The 21,810-nt window shown below is 61.1% G+C and carries 17 protein-coding genes; 11 read left to right on the top strand and 6 right to left on the bottom strand.

The features are described 5' to 3' along the window. Positions 1–80: 80 nt before the first annotated feature. From recC to ACK59H_RS04280, 6 genes are all read left to right on the top strand, one after another. Positions 81–3,545 (top strand): exodeoxyribonuclease V subunit gamma, encoded by a 3,465-nt coding sequence (recC, locus tag ACK59H_RS04255; RefSeq protein WP_409264269.1) that lies wholly within the window; start codon positions 81–83, stop codon positions 3,543–3,545. Further along, positions 3,542–7,216 carry an exodeoxyribonuclease V subunit beta gene (gene recB / locus ACK59H_RS04260; protein WP_409264270.1) on the top strand — a complete coding sequence of 1,225 codons (3,675 nt, stop codon included), beginning with the start codon at positions 3,542–3,544 and terminating at the stop codon, positions 7,214–7,216. Before recC ends, recB begins: the two co-directional genes overlap by 4 nt. Further along, positions 7,213–9,288 (top strand): exodeoxyribonuclease V subunit alpha, encoded by a 2,076-nt coding sequence (gene recD, locus ACK59H_RS04265; protein ID WP_060478484.1) that lies wholly within the window; start codon positions 7,213–7,215, stop codon positions 9,286–9,288. The genes recB and recD overlap by 4 nt, the downstream gene beginning before the upstream one ends. 96 nt (positions 9,289–9,384) lie before the next feature. Next, on the top strand, positions 9,385–9,951 hold the full coding sequence (locus ACK59H_RS04270; RefSeq protein WP_060478485.1) for a YfiR family protein: 567 nt from the start codon (positions 9,385–9,387) through the stop codon (positions 9,949–9,951). An 11-nt stretch (positions 9,952–9,962) separates the two neighbouring features. Beyond that, on the top strand, positions 9,963–11,234 hold the full coding sequence (locus ACK59H_RS04275; protein WP_060478486.1) for a diguanylate cyclase domain-containing protein: 1,272 nt from the start codon (positions 9,963–9,965) through the stop codon (positions 11,232–11,234). Positions 11,235–11,237: 3 nt separating this feature from the next. Continuing rightward, positions 11,238–11,729 carry an OmpA family protein gene (locus ACK59H_RS04280; RefSeq protein ID WP_060478487.1) on the top strand — a complete coding sequence of 164 codons (492 nt, stop codon included), beginning with the start codon at positions 11,238–11,240 and terminating at the stop codon, positions 11,727–11,729. 31 nt (positions 11,730–11,760) lie between these two features. Here ACK59H_RS04280 and ACK59H_RS04285 read toward each other — a convergent pair whose 3' ends face one another. Then, positions 11,761–12,705, bottom strand: a complete 945-nt coding sequence (locus tag ACK59H_RS04285) for a LysR family transcriptional regulator (RefSeq protein ID WP_060478488.1) — start codon at positions 12,703–12,705, stop codon at positions 11,761–11,763. 132 nt (positions 12,706–12,837) lie between these two features. On the opposite strand from ACK59H_RS04285, the gene ACK59H_RS04290 reads away from it, so the two are divergent. Then, entirely contained in the window at positions 12,838–14,364 is a 1,527-nt protein-coding gene (locus ACK59H_RS04290; RefSeq protein WP_060478489.1) for a CoA-acylating methylmalonate-semialdehyde dehydrogenase, read from the top strand. A gap of 10 nt (positions 14,365–14,374) precedes the next feature. Beyond that, a complete protein-coding gene (mmsB, locus tag ACK59H_RS04295; protein WP_060478490.1) occupies positions 14,375–15,265 on the top strand; it encodes a 3-hydroxyisobutyrate dehydrogenase in 891 nt (296 codons plus the stop codon). A 498-nt stretch (positions 15,266–15,763) separates the two neighbouring features. Here the strand turns inward: mmsB and ACK59H_RS04300 are convergent, their stop codons facing one another. The 4 genes from ACK59H_RS04300 to ACK59H_RS04315 all read right to left on the bottom strand — a co-directional run bounded on the left by ACK59H_RS04300 (position 15,764) and on the right by ACK59H_RS04315 (position 18,922). After that, a complete protein-coding gene (locus tag ACK59H_RS04300) occupies positions 15,764–16,741 on the bottom strand; it encodes a hypothetical protein (RefSeq protein ID WP_060478491.1) in 978 nt (325 codons plus the stop codon). Between the two features lie 10 nt (positions 16,742–16,751). Then, positions 16,752–17,246, bottom strand: coding sequence for a type VI secretion system tube protein Hcp (locus ACK59H_RS04305; RefSeq protein ID WP_269057880.1), 495 nt, complete (start codon positions 17,244–17,246; stop codon positions 16,752–16,754). A 288-nt stretch (positions 17,247–17,534) separates the two neighbouring features. Then, positions 17,535–17,879, bottom strand: coding sequence for a cupin domain-containing protein (locus ACK59H_RS04310; protein ID WP_003258412.1), 345 nt, complete (start codon positions 17,877–17,879; stop codon positions 17,535–17,537). A gap of 158 nt (positions 17,880–18,037) precedes the next feature. Next, entirely contained in the window at positions 18,038–18,922 is an 885-nt protein-coding gene (locus tag ACK59H_RS04315) for a LysR substrate-binding domain-containing protein (RefSeq protein WP_409264271.1), read from the bottom strand. 78 nt (positions 18,923–19,000) lie between these two features. Between ACK59H_RS04315 and ACK59H_RS04320 the strand changes: the two genes are divergently transcribed. Further along, positions 19,001–19,765 (top strand): sulfite exporter TauE/SafE family protein, encoded by a 765-nt coding sequence (locus ACK59H_RS04320; protein WP_060478546.1) that lies wholly within the window; start codon positions 19,001–19,003, stop codon positions 19,763–19,765. Here ACK59H_RS04320 and ACK59H_RS04325 read toward each other — a convergent pair. After that, positions 19,755–20,069 carry a putative quinol monooxygenase gene (locus tag ACK59H_RS04325; protein WP_060478495.1) on the bottom strand — a complete coding sequence of 105 codons (315 nt, stop codon included), beginning with the start codon at positions 20,067–20,069 and terminating at the stop codon, positions 19,755–19,757. The two genes, ACK59H_RS04320 and ACK59H_RS04325, sit on opposite strands and share 11 nt — an antisense overlap. Before the next feature lie 158 nt (positions 20,070–20,227). Here ACK59H_RS04325 and ACK59H_RS04330 point away from each other — a divergent pair, with 158 nt between their 5' ends. Next, positions 20,228–20,818 carry an NAD(P)H-dependent oxidoreductase gene (locus ACK59H_RS04330; protein ID WP_060478496.1) on the top strand — a complete coding sequence of 197 codons (591 nt, stop codon included), beginning with the start codon at positions 20,228–20,230 and terminating at the stop codon, positions 20,816–20,818. Positions 20,819–20,848: 30 nt separating this feature from the next. Then, on the top strand, positions 20,849–21,745 hold the full coding sequence (locus ACK59H_RS04335) for a LysR family transcriptional regulator (protein WP_060478497.1): 897 nt from the start codon (positions 20,849–20,851) through the stop codon (positions 21,743–21,745). Positions 21,746–21,810: the final 65 nt, after the last annotated feature.

The raw sequence follows: 21,810 nt of genomic DNA on the forward strand, positions 1-21,810 counted from the left end.
TCTGGCCTTCATCTGGGCCCGTGCCTGCACCTGCACTCAGCCGTGATATCGTTGCCCCTTCTCTGCTCAGGGACTTTTCCATGCCCACCACTACCTCACTGCAACCTGGTTTCATGGTCGTCCATGGCAACCGCCTGGATGACTTGCGTAGCCTGGTGGTGAGTTGGATGCGACGCTACCCGTTGGCTCCGCTGGAAAACGAAATCGCCTTGGTCCAGAGCAATGGTATTGCCCAATGGCTCAAACTCGCCCTGGCTGAAGATTCCCGGGACGATGATCTTGGAGGCTGTGGGATTGCCGCCGCCATCGATGTGCAACTGCCAGGCAGTTTCATGTGGCAGCTGTATCGCAAAGTACTTGGCCGTGAAGAAATCCCTGAAGTGTCGCTGCTGGACAAGGCGCCGCTGACCTGGCGTCTGATGCGTCTGTTACCTGCCCTGATCGAGCGTCCACATTTCGAACCACTGCGCCGCTTTCTCACCGATGACAGTGACTTGCGCAAGCGCTATCAGTTAGCAGAGCGTCTGGCTGATTTGTTCGACCAGTACCAGGTATACCGTGCCGACTGGCTCAAGGACTGGGCAGCCGGAGAGCACACGCTCAACAGCGCCCGCGGTGAACGTAAACCCCTTGCACCGGGCAACCGCTGGCAAGCTGAGCTCTGGCGGGCGCTGCTTGAGGATGTGGGTGAGCAGAGCATGGCGCAGAGCCGGGCAGGGGTGCATCAGCGCTTCCTTGAACGTATCGAAAAACTGCAGAGTGCACCGCCTGGATTGCCCTCGAGGGTCATCGTATTCGGTATTTCCTCCCTGCCCGCCCAGGCATTGGAGGCACTAGCCGGGCTGTCCCGGTTCAGTCAGGTGTTGCTGTGTGTTCACAATCCTTGTCGCCACCATTGGGCCGATATCGTTGCCGACAAAGATCTCCTGCGTCATCAGTACAAGCGCCAACAGCGCAAGCCAGGCATGCCGGTGCAGTTGGACGATGAGTCACTGCATCAACACGCCCACCCGCTCTTGGCAGCGTGGGGCAAGCAGGGCCGTGACTACATCAACTTGTTGGACAGCTACGATGACCCCGGCAGCTACCAAGGCGTATTCAGCGATGGGCGCATCGACCTGTTCAGTGAAGGCCAGCCCACCACACTGCTGAGTCAGCTGCAGGACGATATCCTCGAACTGCGACCACTTGCAGAAACGCGAGACTGCTGGCCTGCGGTCGACCCTAGCAAAGACCGCTCGGTGCGTTTTCACGTGGCACACAGCCCTCAGCGCGAAGTAGAAATTCTGCACGATCAGTTACTGGCACGCTTCAGCGCCGACCCTACGCTGCGTCCACGCGATGTGATCGTGATGGTCCCAGCCATCGACACCTATGCGCCACACATCCGCGCAGTTTTCGGCCAATTGCAGCGCAACGACCCGCGTTACATTCCTTTCACCCTCACCGATCAGGGGCAACGTGGCCGCGACCCGCTGTTGATTGCCCTGGAGCATCTGCTCAAGCTGCCGGACAGCCGATTTGCCGTCAGTGAGGTCCTTGACCTGCTCGATGTACCGGCTCTGCGCGCACGCTTCGGCATTCGTGAAAGCGACTTGCCCACCCTGCACCGTTGGATCCAAGGCGCGGGCATTCGCTGGGGGCTGAACGCTGAACAGCGCGCCTCCCTAGGGTTGCCCCACGGTCTTGAGCAGAACAGCTGGCGTTTCGGGCTGCGGCGGATGCTGCTGGGTTACGCCGTTGGGATGGGCGAAGGTTGCGACGGTATCGAACCGTACGATGAAATCGGCGGCCTGGACGCAGCCTTGATTGGCCCGCTGGTGGCGCTGCTCGATGCGCTAGAGGTGGCCAACCAGGCTTTGTCCCAGCCCGCCACGGCAAGTGAGTGGGGAGATCGACTGGGCGCCCTGTTGCAAGTGTTCTTCCTGGCTGAAGAGGAGCACGACGAGTTTCTCCTGCTGCAACTGCTGGCCCTTCGCGACAACTGGCTGGAGGTCTGCGAGACCGTCAGCCTGCAAGACCCGTTGCCGCTCACGGTGATCCGCGAGGCTTGGCTTTCGGGGTTGGACGAAGGCAAGTTGTCCCAGCGCTTTCTCGCCGGCTCGGTGAACTTCTGCACCTTGATGCCCATGCGCGCCATCCCCTTCCGGGTAGTGTGCCTGCTAGGCATGAACGATGGTGACTACCCGAGGGCACAGCCGCCCCTGGATTTCGACCTGATGGCCAGTGACTATCGCCCAGGCGACCGGTCGCGACGTGAGGATGACCGCTATCTGCTGCTCGAAGCGTTGCTGTCGGCACGTGACCAGCTTTACATCAGTTGGGTGGGCCGCAGCATCCGTGACAACAGTGAACGGCCCGCCTCGGTATTGATCGGCCAACTGCGCGACCACCTGGTTGCCGGTTGGCGCCTCAAGGGAAGTTCTGACGGCCAGGCACTGCTGCATGCGCTGACCCAGGAGCACCCACTGCAGCCATTCAGTGCACGCTATTTCGACAAGGGCACTGGGTTGTTCAGCTTCGCCCATGAATGGCAATTGTTGCATCGCCAGAACAGCGACGAGCAGTCGCCTGAACTAGCACTCGCGCCGTACGTCAGTGATGAGCCGCTGACGCTGACCCAGTTGCAGGACTTTGTTCGTCACCCCGTACGGCATTTCTTCAGTCAGCGCCTGAAGGTATTCTTCGAAGCCCTGCAGGCGCCTACGCCAGACGAAGAGCCCTTCGTACTCGATGCCTTGCAGCGCTATAGCGCCAGCGAAAGCTTGCTGGCCGCCGCGCTGAGCGACCCTAAAAACGCCGAATATGCCCTGCAAGCCCAGGCTCGCCGGCTGCAAGCCTGCGGATTGCTGCCTCTGGCAGGCTTCGGTGAAATGTTGCAGACCGAACTGATCCAGCCATTGCCCGATCTGCTGCAACGCCATGGTCAATTACTGCGGCGCTGGCCTACGGTGGTGGAGGGAGCACTGCCCATTCAGTTCGAGCATGCCAACCAGCGTCTGGAGGGCTGGCTGGGCCGGGTTTATCAAGCTGACGACCACAGCCTCTTGAGTATCACCACCGTGCCAAACACCATCGGCGCGGGGCGCAACAACCTCAAGTGGCATCGGCTGATCGCCAGTTGGGTGATGCACCTGGCCGCCTGCGCTGTGGGTTATCCCTTGCACAGTGCTCTGTTGGCCAGTGACATCACCCTGCTGCTCGGGCCTTTGCCACAGGCGCAGGCGCGCGAACGCTTGGGGGAATTGCTGATCGCCCGCCAGGCGGGGATGAACGCGCCACTGCCAGTTGCCGCCAAGACCGCCTTCGCCTGGCTGGGGCAGCAAGACCCAGACAAAGCCCTGGCGGCCGCTACGCGTGCCTACGAGGGCGATGGCCGCAGCAGTTTCGGCGAGCGCAGCGAAAGTGTTGCTCTGGCCCGGCAGTTTTCCGACTTCGCTGCACTGAGCGCCGACGAGACCTTCGAAGGCTGGTGTGAAACCTTGTACCGCCCTCTGTTCAGCGCAGCCTGGCAGGCCCAGGGCAACCCGGAGCGTGAAGCATGACCCAGGCCCGTCCTTTGGCACTGAGTTTTCCTCTGCATGGCAGCCAGCTCATCGAGGCGAGCGCCGGTACGGGCAAGACGTTCACCATTTCCGCACTGTACTTGCGCCTGATCCTTGGCCACGGTGGCACATGCGGCTTCGGCCGTGAGCTGCTGCCGCCGCAAATTCTTGTGGTGACCTTCACCGATGCCGCGACTAAAGAGCTGCGCGAGCGTATCCGCGCCCGTCTGGCCGAGGCTGCACGCTACTTCCGCGGCGAACTGGAGCACCCTGACCCATTGCTGCAACAACTGCGCAGCGACTATGCCCAAGCGCAATGGCCGCGCTGCGCCAACCGCCTGGAAGTGGCGGTGCAATGGATGGATGAAGCCGCGGTCTCGACCATCCATGGCTGGTGCCAGCGCATGCTCCGCGAGCATGCCTTCGATAGCGGTAGCCTGTTCACCCAAAGCCTTGAAACAGACCACAGCGAGCTGCTTGGCCAGGTTATGCGCGATTACTGGCGGCGCTATTGCTACGGCATGCGCGGGGAAGCGCTCGAGTGGGTACGCGGACACTGGGGTAGCCCGGATGCGCTGTTGCCGCGCATCCGCCCCCTGTTTGGCCGCGTGCGTGCGTTGCCCGACGACATTGCGCCGCAAGCATTGATCGATCAAGCGCTGCAGCAGCGCGGCGAGCAGTTGCGGCAACTCAAGGGGCCATGGGCGAAGTGGGCGGATGAGCTGCAGCAAATCTGCCGCGACGCAGTGGCGGCCAAACAGGTCGATGGACGCAAGCTGCAAGCGCGCTACTTCGAGCCGTGGTTCGACAAGCTGCGTGGCTGGGCCAGTGACGCGCATATGGTGGAACTGGATCTGGGCACCGGGTTCAGTCGCCTGACCCCGGAAGGGCTGGCCGAAATCTGGAAAGCGGGCCAACCGCCGGAGCATCCAGCCCTGCATGCCATGCTCAACCTGCAACAGCAGTTACAGGCTCTGCCAAGCCCCGATGCGCCCCTGCTGGAGCATGCCGCGGCCTGGGTAGCCGCGCGCTTCGAGGTGGAAAAACGCCGCCGCGCCGAAATGGGTTTCGACGACATGCTGCTGCGGCTTCAGCATGCCCTTGGCACGGAGTCGGGCGAACGTCTGGCGGCGCTGATCCGCGAGCAGTTCCCGGTGGCCTTGATCGACGAGTTCCAAGACACCGACCCGGTGCAGTACGGCATTTTCGAAAGCATTTACCGTATCGGTGAGAACAACCCGGAAACTGGCCTGTTCATGATTGGTGACCCCAAGCAGGCGATCTACGCCTTCCGCGGTGCCGACATCTACACCTACCTGTCGGCCCGCCGTGCCACCGCCGGCCGCCTGCACAGCCTGGACACCAACTATCGCTCCAGCCAGGGCATGGTCGCGGCAGTCAATCAAGTGTTTCTGCAAGCTGAGGCTCGCCCCCAAGGCAAGGGTGCCTTCCTGTTTCGCGAAGCTGACGACAATCCGCTGCCATTTGTCGAAGTTCGTGCCAAGGGGCGCAGCGAGCAGCTGTTGCTCGATGGCCAGGCCTGCGCTGCGCTGCAATGCTGGCAACTGCAGAGCGACGAGCCGGTTTCCAGTACGTTCTACCGCCAGCAGCTGGCTGCCAGCTGCGCCAGCCATATCGTGGCGGTATTGAACGGTGGGCAGCGCGGTGTATCTGGCTTCAGCGACGAAAACGGCGAGCTGCGCCCGTGTCAGCCATCGGATATCGCCATCCTGGTGCGCGATGGCCATGAAGCGCAATTGGTGCGCCGCGAACTTGCCGCCCGCGACGTGCGCAGCGTGTACCTTTCCGATAAGGATTCGGTGTTCGCCGCCCAAGAGGCCCATGATTTGCTGGCATGGCTCAAGGCCTGTGCCGAGCCGGACTCCGAGCGTCTGCTCAAGGCCGCACTGGCCAGCCTGACCCTGGGCCTTTCGCTGGCTGAACTCGACCAGCTCAACCAGGATGAGCGTGTCTGGGAAGGCTGGGTCATGCGTTTTCGTCGCTACCGCGAGCTCTGGCAGCGCCAGGGCGTGCTGCCGATGTTGCGCCACTTGCTGCACGAATTCGAACTGCCTCGCACCCTGATTGGCCGCACGGACGGTGAACGTGTATTGACCAACTTGCTGCATCTGGCTGAGCTGTTGCAACAAGCGGCGGCCGAGCTCGATGGTGAACAGGCGCTGATTCGCCATCTGGCAGAACACCTGGCCAACTCCAGCCAAGCCGGGGAAGAACAGATTCTGCGCCTGGAAAGCGACGAGCAGTTGGTCAAGGTGGTAACCATCCACAAGTCCAAAGGCTTGGAATACCCGTTGGTGTACCTGCCGTTCATCTGCACCAGCAAGCCGGTGGACGGCAGCCGTCTGCCGCTGGCCTGGCACGATAACCAAGGCCATGTGCAACTGACATTGACACCCGATGCAGCGCAGATCGCGCTGGCCGACGAGGAGCGTCTGGCCGAAGATCTGCGTCTGCTCTATGTGGCCCTGACGCGTGCTCAGCACGCCTGCTGGCTGGGCGTGGCCGACCTCAAGCGTGGCAACCAGAAGAGCTCGCAGCTGCACCGCTCGGCGCTTGGCTATTTGCTTGGCGGGGGCCAGGCACTGCCTGGCTCGCAACTGCTGGGTGCGTGGCTTCAGAGCCTGCAGGCAGGTTGCCTGGAGATTGCCTGCCCGACCTTGCCGCAAGCCACTGATGAGCGGTATCAGGCCTCGCAGATCGAACGGGAGCTGCTACCTGCTCGAAAGCCCCGCCGAGCCGCTGCCGAGCATTGGTGGATCGCCTCCTACAGCGCCCTGCGCCTGGGGGAGCAGACCCTTGGCGCGGATAGCTCGCAAGCCCAGCAACTGCTCGATGACGAGGTGCCTGATAGCCAGCAGATCGTTCGCGAGGTGCCGGCCGACGGTGGTGACATCCATCGCTTCCCCCGTGGCCCCAACCCCGGTACGTTTCTCCATGGGTTGCTGGAGTGGGCAGGCCGTGAAGGCTTCAGTAACGTCGCAAATGATCCGCAGCTGATCGAGCGTACCGTCGGCCAACGCTGCAACCGGCGAGACTGGACCGGGTGGATCCCCACCCTCAGCCAATGGCTGCACCAGTTGCTGAACGAGCCGTTGCCAGCTGGCGCGGCGCCGATGACCCTGGCGCGCTTGCAGCAGTATCAGATCGAGATGGAGTTCTGGTTCGCCAGCCACAACGTCAATGCCGAGCAACTCGACCGCCTGGTAGCCCGGTATACCCATCCAGGCTGTGCACGCCCCGCAGCGCAACCGACTTTGCTCAATGGCATGTTCAAGGGTTTCATCGACCTGGCGTATGAACTCGACGGGCGCTACTTCGTCGCGGACTACAAGTCCAACTGGCTGGGGCCGGACATCGCAGCCTACGACAGCCAGACCATGGAGAAAGCCATTCTCGAACACCGCTACGACCTGCAGTACGTGCTTTATTTGCTGGCCCTGCATCGCCAATTGCGCGCACGCTTGCCAGATTACGACTACGACCGCCATGTGGGCGGTGCCTTGTTCATCTTCCTGCGCGGAGCCAGCAGTAGTGGCCATGGCGTGTACTTCGCCAGGCCGCCACGGGAGCTGATCGAGGCCCTCGATGCGCTGTTCCGTGGCGTCCACGCGCCCGAACAGCAGGACCTGTTTGCCGGAGCCGCGCCATGAGCCGTACCCTCGACGATCTCTTGCCTACGCCGCTGCGCGCCGAGCATCTGCTGGCGCTGGCGCCCCAGCGTAACAGTACCGACTTGTTGCAGCTGCTCGATCGCTGGGTAGAGCGTGGCTGGTTGCGGGCGCTCGATCGAGCGTTCGTCAGTTTTCTCGAAGAGCGCGCGCCTGGCAGTGACCCGCTGCTGCTGCTGGCGGCCGCGTTGGCCAGCCATCAGCTAGGCCATGGGCACGTCTGCCTCGACTTGCAACAGACCCTCGCCGAGCCTGATTTCGCGCTGTCACTGCCGCCTGAAGGCGATGCCCTGACCGGCCCGTTGCTGCTGCCTTCGCAGCTATTGGCCGACCTGGACTTGCGTACTTGGCTGCAGCGCATCGCCGCCAGCACCCTGGTGGCTGATGGTGACGCCCCAGGTCAGCAGGCGCGGCCACTGGTGCTCAGCGGGCAGCGCCTGTACCTGCGCCGCTACTGGAGTTACGAGCGGCAGATTGACCAGACCTTGCGCCTACGCTTGAGCCAGAGCGAAGCGGCCCCAGCCGACTTGCCTGCACGCTTGGCTCAGCTGTTCGACGATGGCGCTCTGCCGGGGCAGGTGGACTGGCAGAAACTGGCCTGCGCCTTGGCCACCCGCGCAGGTTTCAGCATCATCACCGGCGGCCCTGGGACCGGCAAAACCACCACCGTCGTGCGCCTGCTGGCGCTGTTGCAGGCACCTGCGGTGGAGCAGGGCAGGCCGCTGCGCATTCGCCTGGCCGCCCCAACCGGTAAGGCGGCCGCACGCCTGACCGAGTCGATCGGCCAGCAGGTCGAGCGTTTGCAGGTCACTGCCCAGGTGCGTGGGCATATCCCAACCGACGTCAGCACTGTGCATCGCTTGCTCGGCAGCCGCCCAGGTTCGCGGCATTTCCGCCACCACGCGGGTAATCCGCTGCCGTTGGATGTGTTGGTGGTCGACGAAGCGTCGATGATCGATCTGGAAATGATGGCCAACTTGCTACAAGCGCTGCCACCCAAAGCGCGTTTGATTCTGCTGGGCGACAAAGACCAGTTAGCCTCGGTCGAAGCCGGCGCCGTGCTGGGTGACCTGTGCCGGGACGCCGAAGAGGGCCGCTATTCGCCTGCCACCCAAGCCTGGCTGGAGCAAATCGGTGGCCAGTCACTGGCCGCCAGCGGCCTTGAACAGGGTGATGCACAGCGCAACCCGCTGGCCCAGCAAGTGGTGATGCTGCGGTTCTCGCGGCGCTTTGGTGAGGGCAGCGGTATTGGCCAATTGGCCCGCCTGGTCAACCGTCAACAGGCTCAGGCGGCGCGGGATGTGTTGAGCATGCCGCCTGCGGATGTGTTTGGGCTGGCGCTGCGCAACGAGCAGGACAAGGCCTTGGACCGCTTGATCCTGGACGGCCTTGACCGCGGCAGCGAGGGGCCTCAAGGCTACCGGAGCTACCTGCGCACCATTGGCCGCCATCGGCCCGCACCTGGTACGGCTTTCGACGATCCACGCTGGGAGCAGTGGGCCGCCAACGTGCTGCATAGCTTCGAAGATTTCCAGCTGCTGTGCGCTGTGCGCAAGGGCCCCTGGGGTGTCGAAGGCCTCAATGAGCGTGTGGCGCGGGTGCTGCACAATGCCGGGCTGATCGATAACCAGCAGTTGTGGTACGAGGGCCGACCCGTGCTGGTGACCCGTAATGATTACGGCCTGGGGCTGATGAACGGTGATATCGGCATCGCACTGCGCTTGCCGGATGAACAAGGCCAAGCGCTTTTGCGGGTGGCTTTCCCACGCAATGACGGCGGTACGGGGGTACGCTTCGTGCTGCCCAGCCGGCTGAACGAGGTCGAAACCGTTTACGCCATGACCGTGCACAAGTCCCAGGGTTCAGAGTTCAGCCATACCGCGCTGGTGTTGCCGGACGCACTGAACCCGGTGCTGACTAAGGAGCTGGTGTATACCGGCATCACCCGTGCCAAGCACTGCTTCAGCTTGGTCGAGCCACGGCAGGGTGTTTTCGAGGAGGCCGTGCTTCGTAAGGTTAGGCGTATTTCCGGGCTGATGCTCGAACAGGTGTAGCCTGGGCCTGAAGGCGGCACACGGCCGCTCCTCCAGATAGCCAGCGTTGTGCTATCGTTGCGCCGATATCAAACACGATTTTGAGAGATCTCTCACATGACAGGCGCCAGGGAGTGGTTGATGGGCTGTGCGCTTACGCTGCATCTGCTCACCTTGTCGCTTATGGCTAGCCCCGCCCAAGCGGAGCAAGCGGCCACCTCAGTGCAGGCCCTACATCGTGCCAAGGCGGTGACGCAGGTGGTGCTGGGCATTCTCAGCTACGCTCGTTGGCCTTCAGCACCTGTGCCTCTGCGCCTGTGCCTGGTCGGGCCCACCGAATATGCCGACGATTTGATCAAAGGCAATCTGCAAAACAACGGTCAGTCGTTGCAAGTAAGGCGCCTACTGGCCAACGATCCACAGCTGGCCCAAGCCTGTGACGCCGTTTACATCGGCAAGCTCGACGATACCGATCGTAATCGCCTGTTCCACGTGCTCAGCGGCCGCCCGGTGGTTAGCATCAGCGAGGCCGACGACCCTTGCACCGTGGGTAGCCTGTTCTGCCTGCGGGTTAGCGATCAGCAGGTGGCATTCGAGGTCAACCTGGACTCCGTGGCTCGCTCCGGCGTACGCATCCACCCCAGTGTGTTGCAGCTTTCACGGCGCCGTGGGGTAATGCCATGAAGCCTGCAGCCATGAAGGCCGGCAACCGGCAGGCCGTTCGCCCGACCCTGCGCTCGGTGCTTGGCCGTGGGCACCTGAGCGTTGCCCTGCTGGCGGTGGGCTTGGCCGGTATCTCGCTGACGCTGTTGGGGGTGCTCGCCCTGCGCGTGTATGCCAACCACAACCTGCACCTGATAGCCCGCTCGATCAACTACACCGTCGAAGCCGCCGTGGTATTCGATGACAGCGTGGCAGCCAACGAAGCGTTGGAATTGATCGCCAAAACCGAAGAAGTGGCCGATGCCAAGGTGTTCAACAAAGACGGTGAGCAACTGGCGCATTGGCAGCGCAGCGATGAAGGGGTGCTTGGGCATCTGGAAGTGCGTGTGGCGACGGCCTTGCTGGGTGAGCCGATCAGCCTGCCGATCATGCATCAGCAGCAGAGGGTCGGGCATACTGAAATCACTGGCCAGGGCCGCAGCCTGTTGCTGTTCCTGCTCAGCGGTCTGGGCGGGATCTTGTTCTGCACGATCCTCAGTGCTTTCGTCGCCTTGCACTTCTCGCGGCGCCTGCTCGGCGACATCGTTCGCCCGCTGCGCGGGCTTGCCAGCGTAGCCCATGCCGCTCGTCGAGAGCGTAGTTTCGACCGACGAGTGCCGGAAGCCCCCATTGCCGAGCTCAACGAATTGGGGGCTGACTTCAATGCCCTGCTCGATGAGCTGGAGATATGGCACAGCCATCTGCAGAACGAGAATGCCACCCTGGCGCACCAGGCCAGCCACGACAGCCTGACGGGCCTGCCCAATCGCGCGTTCTTCGAGGGCCGCCTCAGTCGTAGCCTGCGTAACGCTGCACGCCAGCAGGATCATCTGGCTTTGCTGTTTCTCGACAGTGACCACTTCAAGCAGATCAACGACACCCTCGGGCATGCCGCAGGTGATGAAGTACTGATCAATATTGCCGACCGCGTGCGTGCACAATTGCGCGAGCATGACCTGGTAGCACGCCTGGGTGGAGACGAGTTCGCCGTATTGTTGGCCCCGCTTCATACTCGCGAGGACGCCGAGCGTATCGCCGACAAGATCATCGCCAGCATGCAGTTGCCGATGCAGCTTGAGGGCGGACAACGCCTCACGACCTCGCTAAGTGTGGGCGTTGCGTTTTACCCGGACGATGGCAGCGACGCTGCCTCTCTGTTCAATGCCGCAGACGCGGCGATGTACCAGGCCAAGCGCAAGCGCCGTGGCCAGTGGCAAGCGGCTCGGAAGGAACAGCCCGCCGTCGATTTCAGAAACAGGAGTTGAACCGTGATTCAGTGTTTTCGTTTTCCCTTCATCATGCTGGTGCTGGCCTTGCTGGCGCTCACTGGTTGCCAGAGCGCACCGCCCAAAGGATTGAGCGCCGAGCAGATCGCCGTCCTGCAGCGCGAAGGCTTTACGCCGACCGAAGAGGGCTGGGCGTTCGATCTGTCGGGCAAGGTGCTGTTCGGCAGTGATCTGGACAGCCTCAACGCTGCGAGTCAGGCCATCGTCGAGCGCATCGGCAAAGCGTTGCTGAGTGTGGGCATTCAAGGCGTGCGGATAGACGGCCATGCCGATGCTTCGGGCAAGGCTGCGTACAACCAGCAGCTATCCGAACGGCGTGCGCAGAGTGTGGCCCAAGCATTGGTCGGTGTGGGCATGCCGGCCCAGAATATCCAGACCCGCGGCCTGGGCAGCACGCAGCCGGTAGCCGACAACCGTACCCGCGCCGGACGTACGGAGAACCGGCGGGTATCGATCGTGGTGGCATCATACTGAGCCCCAAGGGCTGCCAAGCAGCCCATCACACCTAGGCGAACTGCATGTCTCGGGTTTCACCCATCAACAAACGTGCATTCGCTTCGGTCACACCGCGGATGTAGTCCCATAGCAGGGTTATGCGCTTCAACTTGCGCAAATCCTCGCGGCAGTACATCCAGAACTGCCGCGTCACTTCGATCTGCTCTGGTAACACCGCCACCAGCCGCTCATCCTGGGCCGCCAAAAAGCAGGGTAGGATCGCCAACCCTCGGCCTTGCAGTGCCGCCGTGTACTGGGCAATGACGCTGGTGCTGCGCAAATGGGCATTGGCGCTGGGGATCAGGTTGGCCAAGTAGAGCAACTGCGAACTGAAGGCCAGGTCGTCCACGTAGCTAATGAACGGGTGGTCGACCAGGTCGCCCATCTGGCGGATGGGCGCATGGTTGTTCAGGTAGTCCTGGGTCGCATACAGCCGCAGCCGGTAATCGCATAACTTGCAGCATACATAGGGGCCATGCTCGGGCCGCTCCAGGGCGATGACGATGTCCGCCTCGCGCTTGGACAGGCTGATGAAGTGCGGCAGCGGTAGAATATCCACCGAAATTGCCGGGTACGCATCGACGAAATGGCTCAGTTGTGGGGTCACGAAAAAGCTGCCAAAACCTTCGGTGCAGCCCATCCGTACATGCCCCGACAGTGCCACCCCCGAGCCTGAAACCTGCTCGCAGGCCATATGTAATGTGCTTTCGATCGATTCGGCGTAGCCCAACAGCCGTTGCCCCTCGGCGGTCAGGACGAAACCGCTGGTACGGGACTTTTCAAACAATAGCGTGCCCAACGCCCCCTCCAGCGACGTGATGCGCCGGGACACCGTGGTGTAGTCGACAGCCAGGCGTTTGGCGGCAGCGCTGGCTTTGCGAGTGCGTGCCACTTCGAGAAAAAACTTTAGGTCGTCCCAGTTCAGCGAACCAAGGGATGTCAGGTCTTTTTGCATGTTGATCCGGTTTTTTTGTGCGTTCTTGTTGGATGTTTGCACATCTATACTCGAAAAAAGCCCTGCGGCGCCATCCCGTGTTTGCGTGGCGCTGGCAATCGCGTCCTGACAATAATTCCAAGGAGAACGCAGATGAACGCACCGCAATCCCCCGACAAGACCAAGGTCGAGCAGGTCAAGCTGTTGATCGACGGCCAGTGGGTCGAGTCGAAGACCAGCGAATGGCGGGATATCGTCAACCCCGCCACCCAAGAGGTGCTGGCGCGGGTACCGTTTGCCACCGTCGAAGAAGTGGATGCCGCCGTGGCTGCAGGCCAGCGTGCCTTCAAGGCGTGGCGTGACACGCCGATTGGTGCGCGTATGCGCATTATGCTCAAGTTGCAGGCGTTGATCCGCGAACACACCAAACGTATCGCCCAGGTGCTTAGCGCCGAGCAGGGCAAGACCTTGGCTGACGCCGAGGGCGATATTTTCCGTGGCCTTGAGGTTGTCGAGCATGCGGCTTCCATCGGCACTTTGCAGATGGGCGAATTCGCCGAGAACGTAGCCGGTGGCGTGGACACCTACACCCTGCGTCAGCCGATCGGCGTATGCGCGGGCATCACCCCGTTCAACTTCCCGGCGATGATCCCGCTGTGGATGTTCCCGATGGCCATCGTGTGCGGGAACACTTTCGTCCTCAAACCTTCCGAACAAGACCCGCTTTCGACCATGCTGCTGGTCGAGCTGGCGCTGGAAGCCGGTGTGCCTGCGGGCGTGCTCAATGTGGTGCATGGCGGCAAGCAAGTAGTCGATGCGATCTGCACGCACCAAGACATCAAGGCGATCTCTTTCGTGGGTTCAACGGAAGTTGGTACCCACGTGTACAACCTGGCCAGCCAGCACGGCAAACGTGTGCAGTCGATGATGGGCGCCAAGAACCACGCCGTGGTGCTGCCTGATGCCAACCGCACACAAACCGTCAACGCCTTGGTCGGCGCCGCGTTCGGTGCTGCCGGGCAGCGCTGCATGGCCACCTCGGTGGCGGTGCTGGTCGGTAAGGCGCGTGAATGGCTGCCCGATATCAAGGAAGTGGCGAGCAAACTCAAAGTCAACGCCGGTTGTGAGCCAGGCACCGACGTCGGCCCGGTGGTCTCCAAGCGCGCCAAGGAACGTGTACTGGGGCTTATCGAGAGCGGTATCCAGGAGGGCGCCAAACTCGAACTCGACGGCCGTGGCGTAAAGGTGCCGGGTTACGAGAACGGCAACTTCGTCGGCCCAACCTTGTTCTCTGGGGTGAAGACCGACATGCAGGTGTACACCCAGGAAATTTTCGGCCCAGTACTGGTCACCTTGGAAGTCGACACACTCGATGAGGCCATCGCCCTGGTCAACGCCAACCCATTCGGCAACGGTACCGGGCTGTTCACCCAAAGCGGTGCCGCGGCGCGCAAATTCCAGAGCGAAATCGATGTCGGCCAAGTGGGGATCAATATTCCGATCCCGGTGCCGGTGCCTTTCTTCAGTTTCACCGGTTCCCGTGGCTCAAAGCTTGGCGACCTCGGCCCGTACGGCAAGCAAGTGGTGCAGTTCTACACTCAGACCAAGACTGTCACCGCCCGTTGGTTCGATGACGACAGTGTCAACGACGGTGTGAACACCACCATCAGCCTGCGCTAAGGAGAACGCCATGCATATCGCATTCATCGGCCTGGGCAACATGGGCGCGCCCATGGCCCGCAATTTGATCAAGGCGGGGCACCAACTGCACCTGTTCGACCTGAACAAAGCTGTGTTGGCCGAACTTGCCGAGCTGGGCGCGCAGGTCAGCGCCTCGCCACGGGATGCGGCGGCCGGCAGTGAGATGGTGATCACCATGCTGCCAGCCGCCGCCCATGTGCGCAGTGTCTATCTGGACGAGGAGACTGGCATTTTGGCCGGTATCCGCCCTGGTACTGCGACCGTGGACTGCAGCACCATCGACCCGCAGACTGCCCGCGAGGTGTCCAAGGCCGCTGCGGCCAAAGGTGTAGACCTGGGCGATGCACCCGTTTCCGGCGGCACCGGCGGCGCAGCGGCGGGCACGCTGACCTTCATGGTCGGCGCCAGCGCCGAGTTGTTCGCGACACTGCAGCCGGTGCTGGCGCAGATGGGCCGAAACATCGTGCACTGCGGTGAGGTAGGCACCGGGCAGATTGCCAAGATCTGCAACAACCTGCTGCTGGGCATCTCGATGATCGGCGTGTCGGAGGCCATGGCCCTGGGCAATGCACTGGGCATCGATACCCAGGTGCTAGCGGGGATCATCAACAGTTCCACTGGGCGTTGCTGGAGCTCCGATACCTACAACCCATGGCCAGGGATCATTGACACGGCGCCTGCGTCGCGTGGCTATACCGGTGGGTTTGGCGCCGAACTGATGCTCAAGGACCTGGGGCTTGCCACCGAGGCCGCTCGCCAGGCGCACCAACCGGTAATCCTCGGGGCCTTGGCTCAGCAGCTGTACCAGGCCATGAGCCTGCGTGGAGACGGCGGCAAGGATTTCTCGGCAATCGTTGAGGGCTACCGCAGGAAGGATTGACGAGCGAAGACTTCATCGCGGGTTTGGTTGCCTTCCCTCTGTAACTGCGCACCAGAGGGGAGGGGGCCGCCCTGCGATGTTTTGATGCCATAGCCCGTCGAATTTATGCTTGTTGCAATGGATCGCTCAATTAAAATTGAGGCTAAAGGTAGTGGGAAGTTATAAGGCATGTAAAAAGCGTCATTTCTATCGCCCATAGAGTTACAAGTAAGTTCTTCGCATTTTTAGGGAATGATGCTATGTCTTCTTGTGCTACTAATTTCCTTTTTATGAAAACTGAAGGCATTATGAGTACTGTTGAGATTGCTCCGGTACGCATGAGCTTTCCTAATAGTCCGGCTTGCTCGTACGTTGCTTTGTTTTTTTCTATGTATTGGCTGTTAGGGAATAGGGACTCATAATACTCAGTGCGTCGAGCGGCAATAATGCACTGAATTATCATTATGATGATGATCAGGTTTATGATGATTGCCGCAGGTATTCCTTCATCCATAAAGCTCACCTTGAAAGCGCTCTGTACAGGAACTCACCATAGACTTCACCTTGGCCCTCTCCAACTTTCCCTCCAATCGTGGCTCCAGCACCACCGATCAGTACTGCACAGGCCAGTCCACCCGTGCCTGCCGTTGTCAAGCCGATCGCGGCACATAGTCCAGGGGCCAACAAAGTACCAGCCGCATACCCGCCAATGCTTCCGCCTGCTAGTCCCCCAATTAATGCGCCGCCTTGAACATACTTCGCCTTCTCGCAATCCGCTTCACGCCCGAGCGTGCAGGCCTTGTGGATTTCAAGTCCTGTTCCTGCGACTTCGAGAGCCACCCCCACGTAGGTGCCTTGCTTTATCACGCTGGCTGCCTTCGCTACGCCCGCAACTTTATTGGCATATCCCGCAATTTCACCTGTATGTAAATAGCTCTTTGTGGATATCCCCAACGCCCTTTTGATAGAACTTTTGTTCCTCAGGCCCGAACCGTAAGCAGCCAATTTGTTTAACTGCTCATCCAGGTTGACGAACAAGGCCGCACGCTGTGCATAGAACTGATCGCGAGCCGCGATGGCCCCTGACCCGAGATGCCGTTGATGCAGCTTTTCGATATCCATCAAGGTGGCCTCGATAGCTTTCAGGTGCTTGCTCCACCCTTCACTGACAACGCCAGCGCCCATGGACGCATGCGCGATCAAGCTTTTCAGCGTCTCGAAATTATCGACGAAGAAATTGTCCACACCTTGGCCATTGCGCATCAGCCCAATGTGCACGATTGTCGCCTGCCTCATCATCCAGGCCTCCTGGCTGGTGCAGGAGGCCGTGGTGGGATCGCCGATAATGATAAGTTCGCCGCTACGGACCACGGTATTGGCTATGTGTGAATTCAGCACGTCGAACTTCTCCAGGGAATGACCGGTCAGCGCCAGGTCGGATTTCAGCCTGTGGTAGTTCTGCAATTTGAGATTGAGGTACGCGCGGGCTTCGGACATGGCGGTACCCTCACGCGTATTTCTTGTTGCCGATGCGGTCCCAGCCCCCGGCGATATTACCGCCGCCAGTGCCGTCATGGCGGCGCTGCCGGGTGTAAGTGGTCTTGATCCGGCCGTAATTGAGCTGCACCACTTCTACTGGCACCCCTGTGTCCACGCTCTGCGAATACTCCGCGATGATCACCTCTTCAAGGATGATTTCAAAGTACCTGAGTTTTTCACCGCCAGCCCGGCATAGGGCAAGCTTCACCTCTTTCAGATGCTGGCCCGTGCAACTGGCTTCTAACAGTTTGCAACTAGCACTGTCGAGGTACTTGGTGAAGGTGAAGTTTGTGACGGAGGTCCGGCCGGATGTTGCGCCACCTGCAGAACTTGCAGTGGCAGATGTACTTTGGCTGATGCCAAAGTCGTACCCCAGCACTTCAATCCACTCACTGTATTTTTCGTCCAGGGCCTCTCCTGGGATATTGTCGATCTGAATATAGGCGTCGCAAGCCATCCTTATCTCTCCTTGATATTAATTGTGACCAGGGAATGTTGCCCGCTGACTCGGGCGGTCAATGCAGGCTAGATCTGGGCGCGTGCGAGGGCAATAGGATAAGGGGCGGTATGAAGCAATTCAGAAAGGGACTACAAGCATAGAGATTGAAGGTGAGGGTTTGTGTCAGAAGATGTTGAGAAGCTCAATCGGTGCAGCATTGTTTTGCTATTTTTACTAGTGATGTTCAATACAGTGCTGGCCCTGCAGTAAGTCTACTGATTTCCACAGGGCCTGCGTTGCTTTGGCAAAAAATCAGGCAAAGACAAAGTATTTACGCACCGTCTCGACCACTTCCCAGGTGCCTTTCATCCCCGGTTCGATCACGAACACATCACCCGCTTTCAGGTGCTTGGGCTCTTCGCCTTCCGGGGTGATGATGCAGTAGCCATCGAGGAAGTGGCAGAACTCCCACTTCTCGTAGTTGACCTCGAACTTGCCCGGGGTGCAGATCCAGGTACCCATGATCTTGCTGCCGTCAGCCGACAGGTAGGCGTTGAGGTTGACGGTGTGTGGGTCGCCGCCGATGCGCTTCCACTTGGTGGCGTCCACGACCGGCGTCGGGCAGGTTTCGCGCAGGACGGTGATGAAATCGGACATGGCACAACTCCTGGTGACTGGCTGAATGACTGGTCACCATAGGCCCTATGGCCGACCCGCAGTTGCCTGGGCTCGACGCCCAGCTGCCTGCCCGCGCTATGCAGCGCAAACCCTGTAGGTACATCCGCCAGTGCGCCAGTGCAGGCACCGATGCACGATCAGGCCTGCATCAATCGCTCGACCAACCCTGCCGTATAACCTGGTAACCCGGCGAAATCTCGCGCGCATAATAGTAACCGCCGCTTGGCCCAGTCCTCTCGCAGCGCTACCCAGTTCATCGGCAGTACCCCCTGCCAGCGCTGCACCGATGCCAGCGGCACCACGCCAATGCCGGCGCCACCTGCGACCATGCGAATTACCCCGTCGAACCCTTCGGCCCGCACCCGTACCTGCATGCGCCGGCCTTCGCGCAGCGCCTGTTCTTCCAAATACAACGCCAAGGCACTGTTGGCCCCCAGCCCAACATGACCATGGGCAAGGGAGTCGACGAAGCTCGGTGCAGGCGCTTCGCTGAGGGGGTGGCCCGGTGGTGTCACCAACACCAGCGGATCATCACGAAATGGCAAGGTCTGCAGATGCGAACTGGGGGCTGCGGTAGAAATGACGCCCAGATCAGCCATGCCCTGGGTGATCGACTGCACGATACGCAGGCTCGGCAGCTCTTGCACGTCGATGCCGAGCCCTGGGTTGTCGGCAAGGTAGCTGGCCAGCAGCTCTGGCAGGTACTCGGTCAAGGCAGCGGTGTTGCACAGCAGCCGCACCTGGCCTTGCTGGCCCCCGGCATATTGGGCCAGGTCGAACTGCAGGCGCTCGACCTGTTGGGCGATCTGCCGTGCATGTTGCAACAGCGCCTGCCCGGCGGGCGTGGGCTGAACGCCACGGCGGTTGCGCTCAAGCAAAGCGGTGCCGAGCGAGGCCTCCATGGCACGGATGCGGGCACTGGCCGCTGGCAGCGACAGATGGCTGCGGCAGGCGCCGGCGGTGATGTTGCCGCACTCGACGGTATGCTGGAAAAGCCGAAGGTCGATCAGGTCGAAATGCATCTGCCTCTGTCCTGGCGAGAGTCTGGCTGAGTATATGGCAGATTCTCAGTTCAACCGCTGCGCTTCATCATGGCGGCCATGGAGACTTTGCTCGCTTTCTACCAGCACATAGGCCCGGCGTTGACGCTGCTGGTGGTCAGCACCTTCCTGCTGGCCGGTGCCGTCAAAGGTGTGATTGGCCTGGGCCTGCCGACCATCGCCATGGGCCTGCTAGGGCTGGCTATGTCACCGGCGCAGGCTGCAGCGCTGTTGATCGTTCCATCTACGCTCACCAACCTCTGGCAGCTCGCTACCGGCGGGCATCTGCGAGTGCTGTTGCGCAGGCTAGGGCCGATGCTGGTGATGATTTTCGTCGGTACATTGCTCGGCAGTGCCTGGGTGGGTATCAACAGCGGGCCATGGGCGGTGCATGCGCTGGGCGCGGCGCTGGTGGTTTATGCCCTGTACGGGTTGGCAGGCCCTGCCTTGCGCGTGGCGCCGGAGCGGGAAGGGTGGCTGGGCCCGATTTGCGGGCTAGTGACAGGCCTAGTCACTGCGGCCACGGGCGTATTCGTGATGCCGGCGGTGCCTTACTTGCAGAGCCTGGGCCTGAGCCGCGACGAGATGATTCAGGCGTTGGGCCTGTCATTCACGGTTTCGACCCTCGCTCTGGCCGCTGGCCTGGCCGGGCAGGATGCCTTGGGTGGGCAAGCGCTGGGGGCTTCGCTGCTGATGCTGGCGCCGGCGCTGCTAGGCATGTTTGCCGGGCAGTGGCTGCGCCAACGCATCAGTGTGGCGCTGTTCAAGTATTGCTTCTTCATCGGCCTGGCCGCGCTGGGCGGCCATTTGCTGCTCAACGGCTAGCGGACGAGGGGCTGAGCATCACGATCGGCTGGATGTCGAAATCGCGCTCAAGGTAGTCCATGCGCTTTTCGAAGAATTCGACCATGTGCGGCAGTGCCGAGTGCACGTCCAGCGCCGCCTTGTCGGCCCACACCTCATAGAACACGAACAGGCTAGGGTCTTGCTGGTCGCGCAGCATGTGATATTCGATGCAGCCAGGCTCCTGGCGGCTTGGCTCGACGTAGGCGCGGAACAGGGTTTCGAAGGCTTCAGCCATTTCCGGGCGGGTCTTGGCCTTGAGGATGAACGCGTGCTGCTCGCTCATGGATCGGTGCTCCCAAGTGATTGATGTATCCATTCTACGGCAACAATACCCGTTGAATTGTTGACTTCAGATCAATTGTATTTTGCCGCGCGCCTGCTGTATCCCGCGCTCGCGGGCCATTAATGTGCCGGTCATTCCTTTATGACCCGAGGCCCAGCATGAAAAATATCCTACTGCTCAACGGCGGCAAACAGTTCGCCCACTCCGACGGCCGTCTCAATCAGACCCTGCACGACGCCGCGCTGGCCCACCTGGACAGTGCCGGTTTCGATGTACAGCAGACGTTCATCGACGGTGGCTATGACGTCCAGACCGAAGTGCAAAAATTCCTCTGGGCCGATGTGATCATCTACCAGATGCCGGGCTGGTGGATGGGCGCGCCGTGGATCGTGAAAAAGTACATCGACGAAGTTTTCACCGCCGGCCACGGTAGCCTTTATGCCAACGACGGCCGTACCCGTTCCGACCACTCGCAAAAGTACGGTAGCGGTGGTTTGCTGCAGGGCAAGCAGTACATGCTGTCGCTGACCTGGAATGCGCCGCAGCAGGCATTCGACGACCCTAGCGATTTCTTCGAAGGCAAAGGTGTGGATGCGGTGTACTTCCCGTTCCACAAGGCCAACCAGTTCCTGGGCATGACCGGCCTTGCGACCTTCCTGGCGGTGGATGTGATGAAGCGCCCGGATGTACCGGCAGCGTTGGCGGCGTATGAAGCGCATCTGGACAACGTGTTCGGCAAGGCTATCTAATCGCTGCATGGTTCACCTACAGGCGCTCAAGTGAAGACCCGCTCAGAAGAACTTCAGGTATTCGTCGCTGTGATCGACTGCGGTTCGATCTCCGCTGCTGCCGAGCAGATGGGCCAGACCCCGTCTGCCGTCAGCCGCACGTTGTCGCGCCTTGAGGCCAAGCTCGGCACCACCCTGGTCAACCGCACCACACGGCGGATGGACCTCACCGAAGAGGGCCGCTTCTTCCTCGAGCGTTCGCGCCGGGTACTGGAGCAGATGGACGAGATGGAAGAGCGCCTGTCGATGCATCACCAGACTCCCTCAGGGCGGCTGCGCATCAACGCCGCTGCACCGTTCATGCTGCATGCCATCCTGCCCTGGATCGGTGAGTTTCGTCGCCAGTACCCCGGCATCGAACTGGAACTGAACACCGACGACCTGATTATCGACCTGCTGGAGCAGCGTACCGACGTGGCCATCCGTATCGGTGAACTGGCTGACTCCAGCCTGCATGCGCGCTCGCTTGGCTGCAGCCCTGTGCAGGTATTGGCAAGCCCTGACTACTTGCAGCGGCATGGCACCCCACAGACCGTCGAGGACCTGAGCAACCATTGCCTGCTGGGCTTCAGCCAACCAGAGACGCTCAACCAGTGGCCGTTGCGTCATGCCCAAGGTGATCGGTGGAGCATCCGCCCGGCCTTGCTCGCCTCCAGCGGCGAAACCCTGCGCCAGCTTGCACTGGACGGGGAAGGGATCGTCGCCTTGTCGCACTTCATGACCCATGAAGACATCCGCACTGGCCGCCTCAAGGTACTGCTCAGCGAGGCCAGCAATGGCTATCGTCAACCGATCCACGCGGTGTATTACCGCAATACGCAGTTGGCCCTGCGTATCCAGTGCTTCCTGGACTTCATTCAGCGCAAGTTGGCGATGTACGCCTGCTGAGTTGCCTGAACGCGACATATCCTGCCCGAAGGCGGCGAAACTTCCTGCGCCCGATTGCACAGTTC

The sequence above is a fragment of the Pseudomonas sp. KCJK9000 genome, assembly GCF_046230725.1.
Lineage (GTDB): Bacteria > Pseudomonadota > Gammaproteobacteria > Pseudomonadales > Pseudomonadaceae > Aquipseudomonas > Aquipseudomonas promysalinigenes.

Excerpts from the sequence above, each read along its gene's own strand:
- ACK59H_RS04290 (WP_060478489.1), top strand. The coding sequence starts at position 12,838 with ATGAACGCACCGCAATCCCCCGACAAGACCAAGGTCGAGCAGGTCAAG.
- ACK59H_RS04315 (WP_409264271.1), bottom strand. The coding sequence starts at position 18,922 with ATGCATTTCGACCTGATCGACCTTCGGCTTTTCCAGCATACCGTCGAG.
- recD (WP_060478484.1), top strand. The coding sequence starts at position 7,213 with ATGAGCCGTACCCTCGACGATCTCTTGCCTACGCCGCTGCGCGCCGAG.
- ACK59H_RS04285 (WP_060478488.1), bottom strand. The coding sequence starts at position 12,705 with ATGCAAAAAGACCTGACATCCCTTGGTTCGCTGAACTGGGACGACCTA.
- ACK59H_RS04270 (WP_060478485.1), top strand. The coding sequence starts at position 9,385 with ATGACAGGCGCCAGGGAGTGGTTGATGGGCTGTGCGCTTACGCTGCAT.
- ACK59H_RS04320 (WP_060478546.1), top strand. The coding sequence starts at position 19,001 with ATGGAGACTTTGCTCGCTTTCTACCAGCACATAGGCCCGGCGTTGACG.
- mmsB (WP_060478490.1), top strand. The coding sequence starts at position 14,375 with ATGCATATCGCATTCATCGGCCTGGGCAACATGGGCGCGCCCATGGCC.
- ACK59H_RS04330 (WP_060478496.1), top strand. The coding sequence starts at position 20,228 with ATGAAAAATATCCTACTGCTCAACGGCGGCAAACAGTTCGCCCACTCC.
- ACK59H_RS04310 (WP_003258412.1), bottom strand. The coding sequence starts at position 17,879 with ATGTCCGATTTCATCACCGTCCTGCGCGAAACCTGCCCGACGCCGGTC.
- recC (WP_409264269.1), top strand. The coding sequence starts at position 81 with ATGCCCACCACTACCTCACTGCAACCTGGTTTCATGGTCGTCCATGGC.
- recB (WP_409264270.1), top strand. The coding sequence starts at position 3,542 with ATGACCCAGGCCCGTCCTTTGGCACTGAGTTTTCCTCTGCATGGCAGC.
- ACK59H_RS04300 (WP_060478491.1), bottom strand. The coding sequence starts at position 16,741 with ATGTCCGAAGCCCGCGCGTACCTCAATCTCAAATTGCAGAACTACCAC.
- ACK59H_RS04275 (WP_060478486.1), top strand. The coding sequence starts at position 9,963 with ATGAAGGCCGGCAACCGGCAGGCCGTTCGCCCGACCCTGCGCTCGGTG.
- ACK59H_RS04325 (WP_060478495.1), bottom strand. The coding sequence starts at position 20,069 with ATGAGCGAGCAGCACGCGTTCATCCTCAAGGCCAAGACCCGCCCGGAA.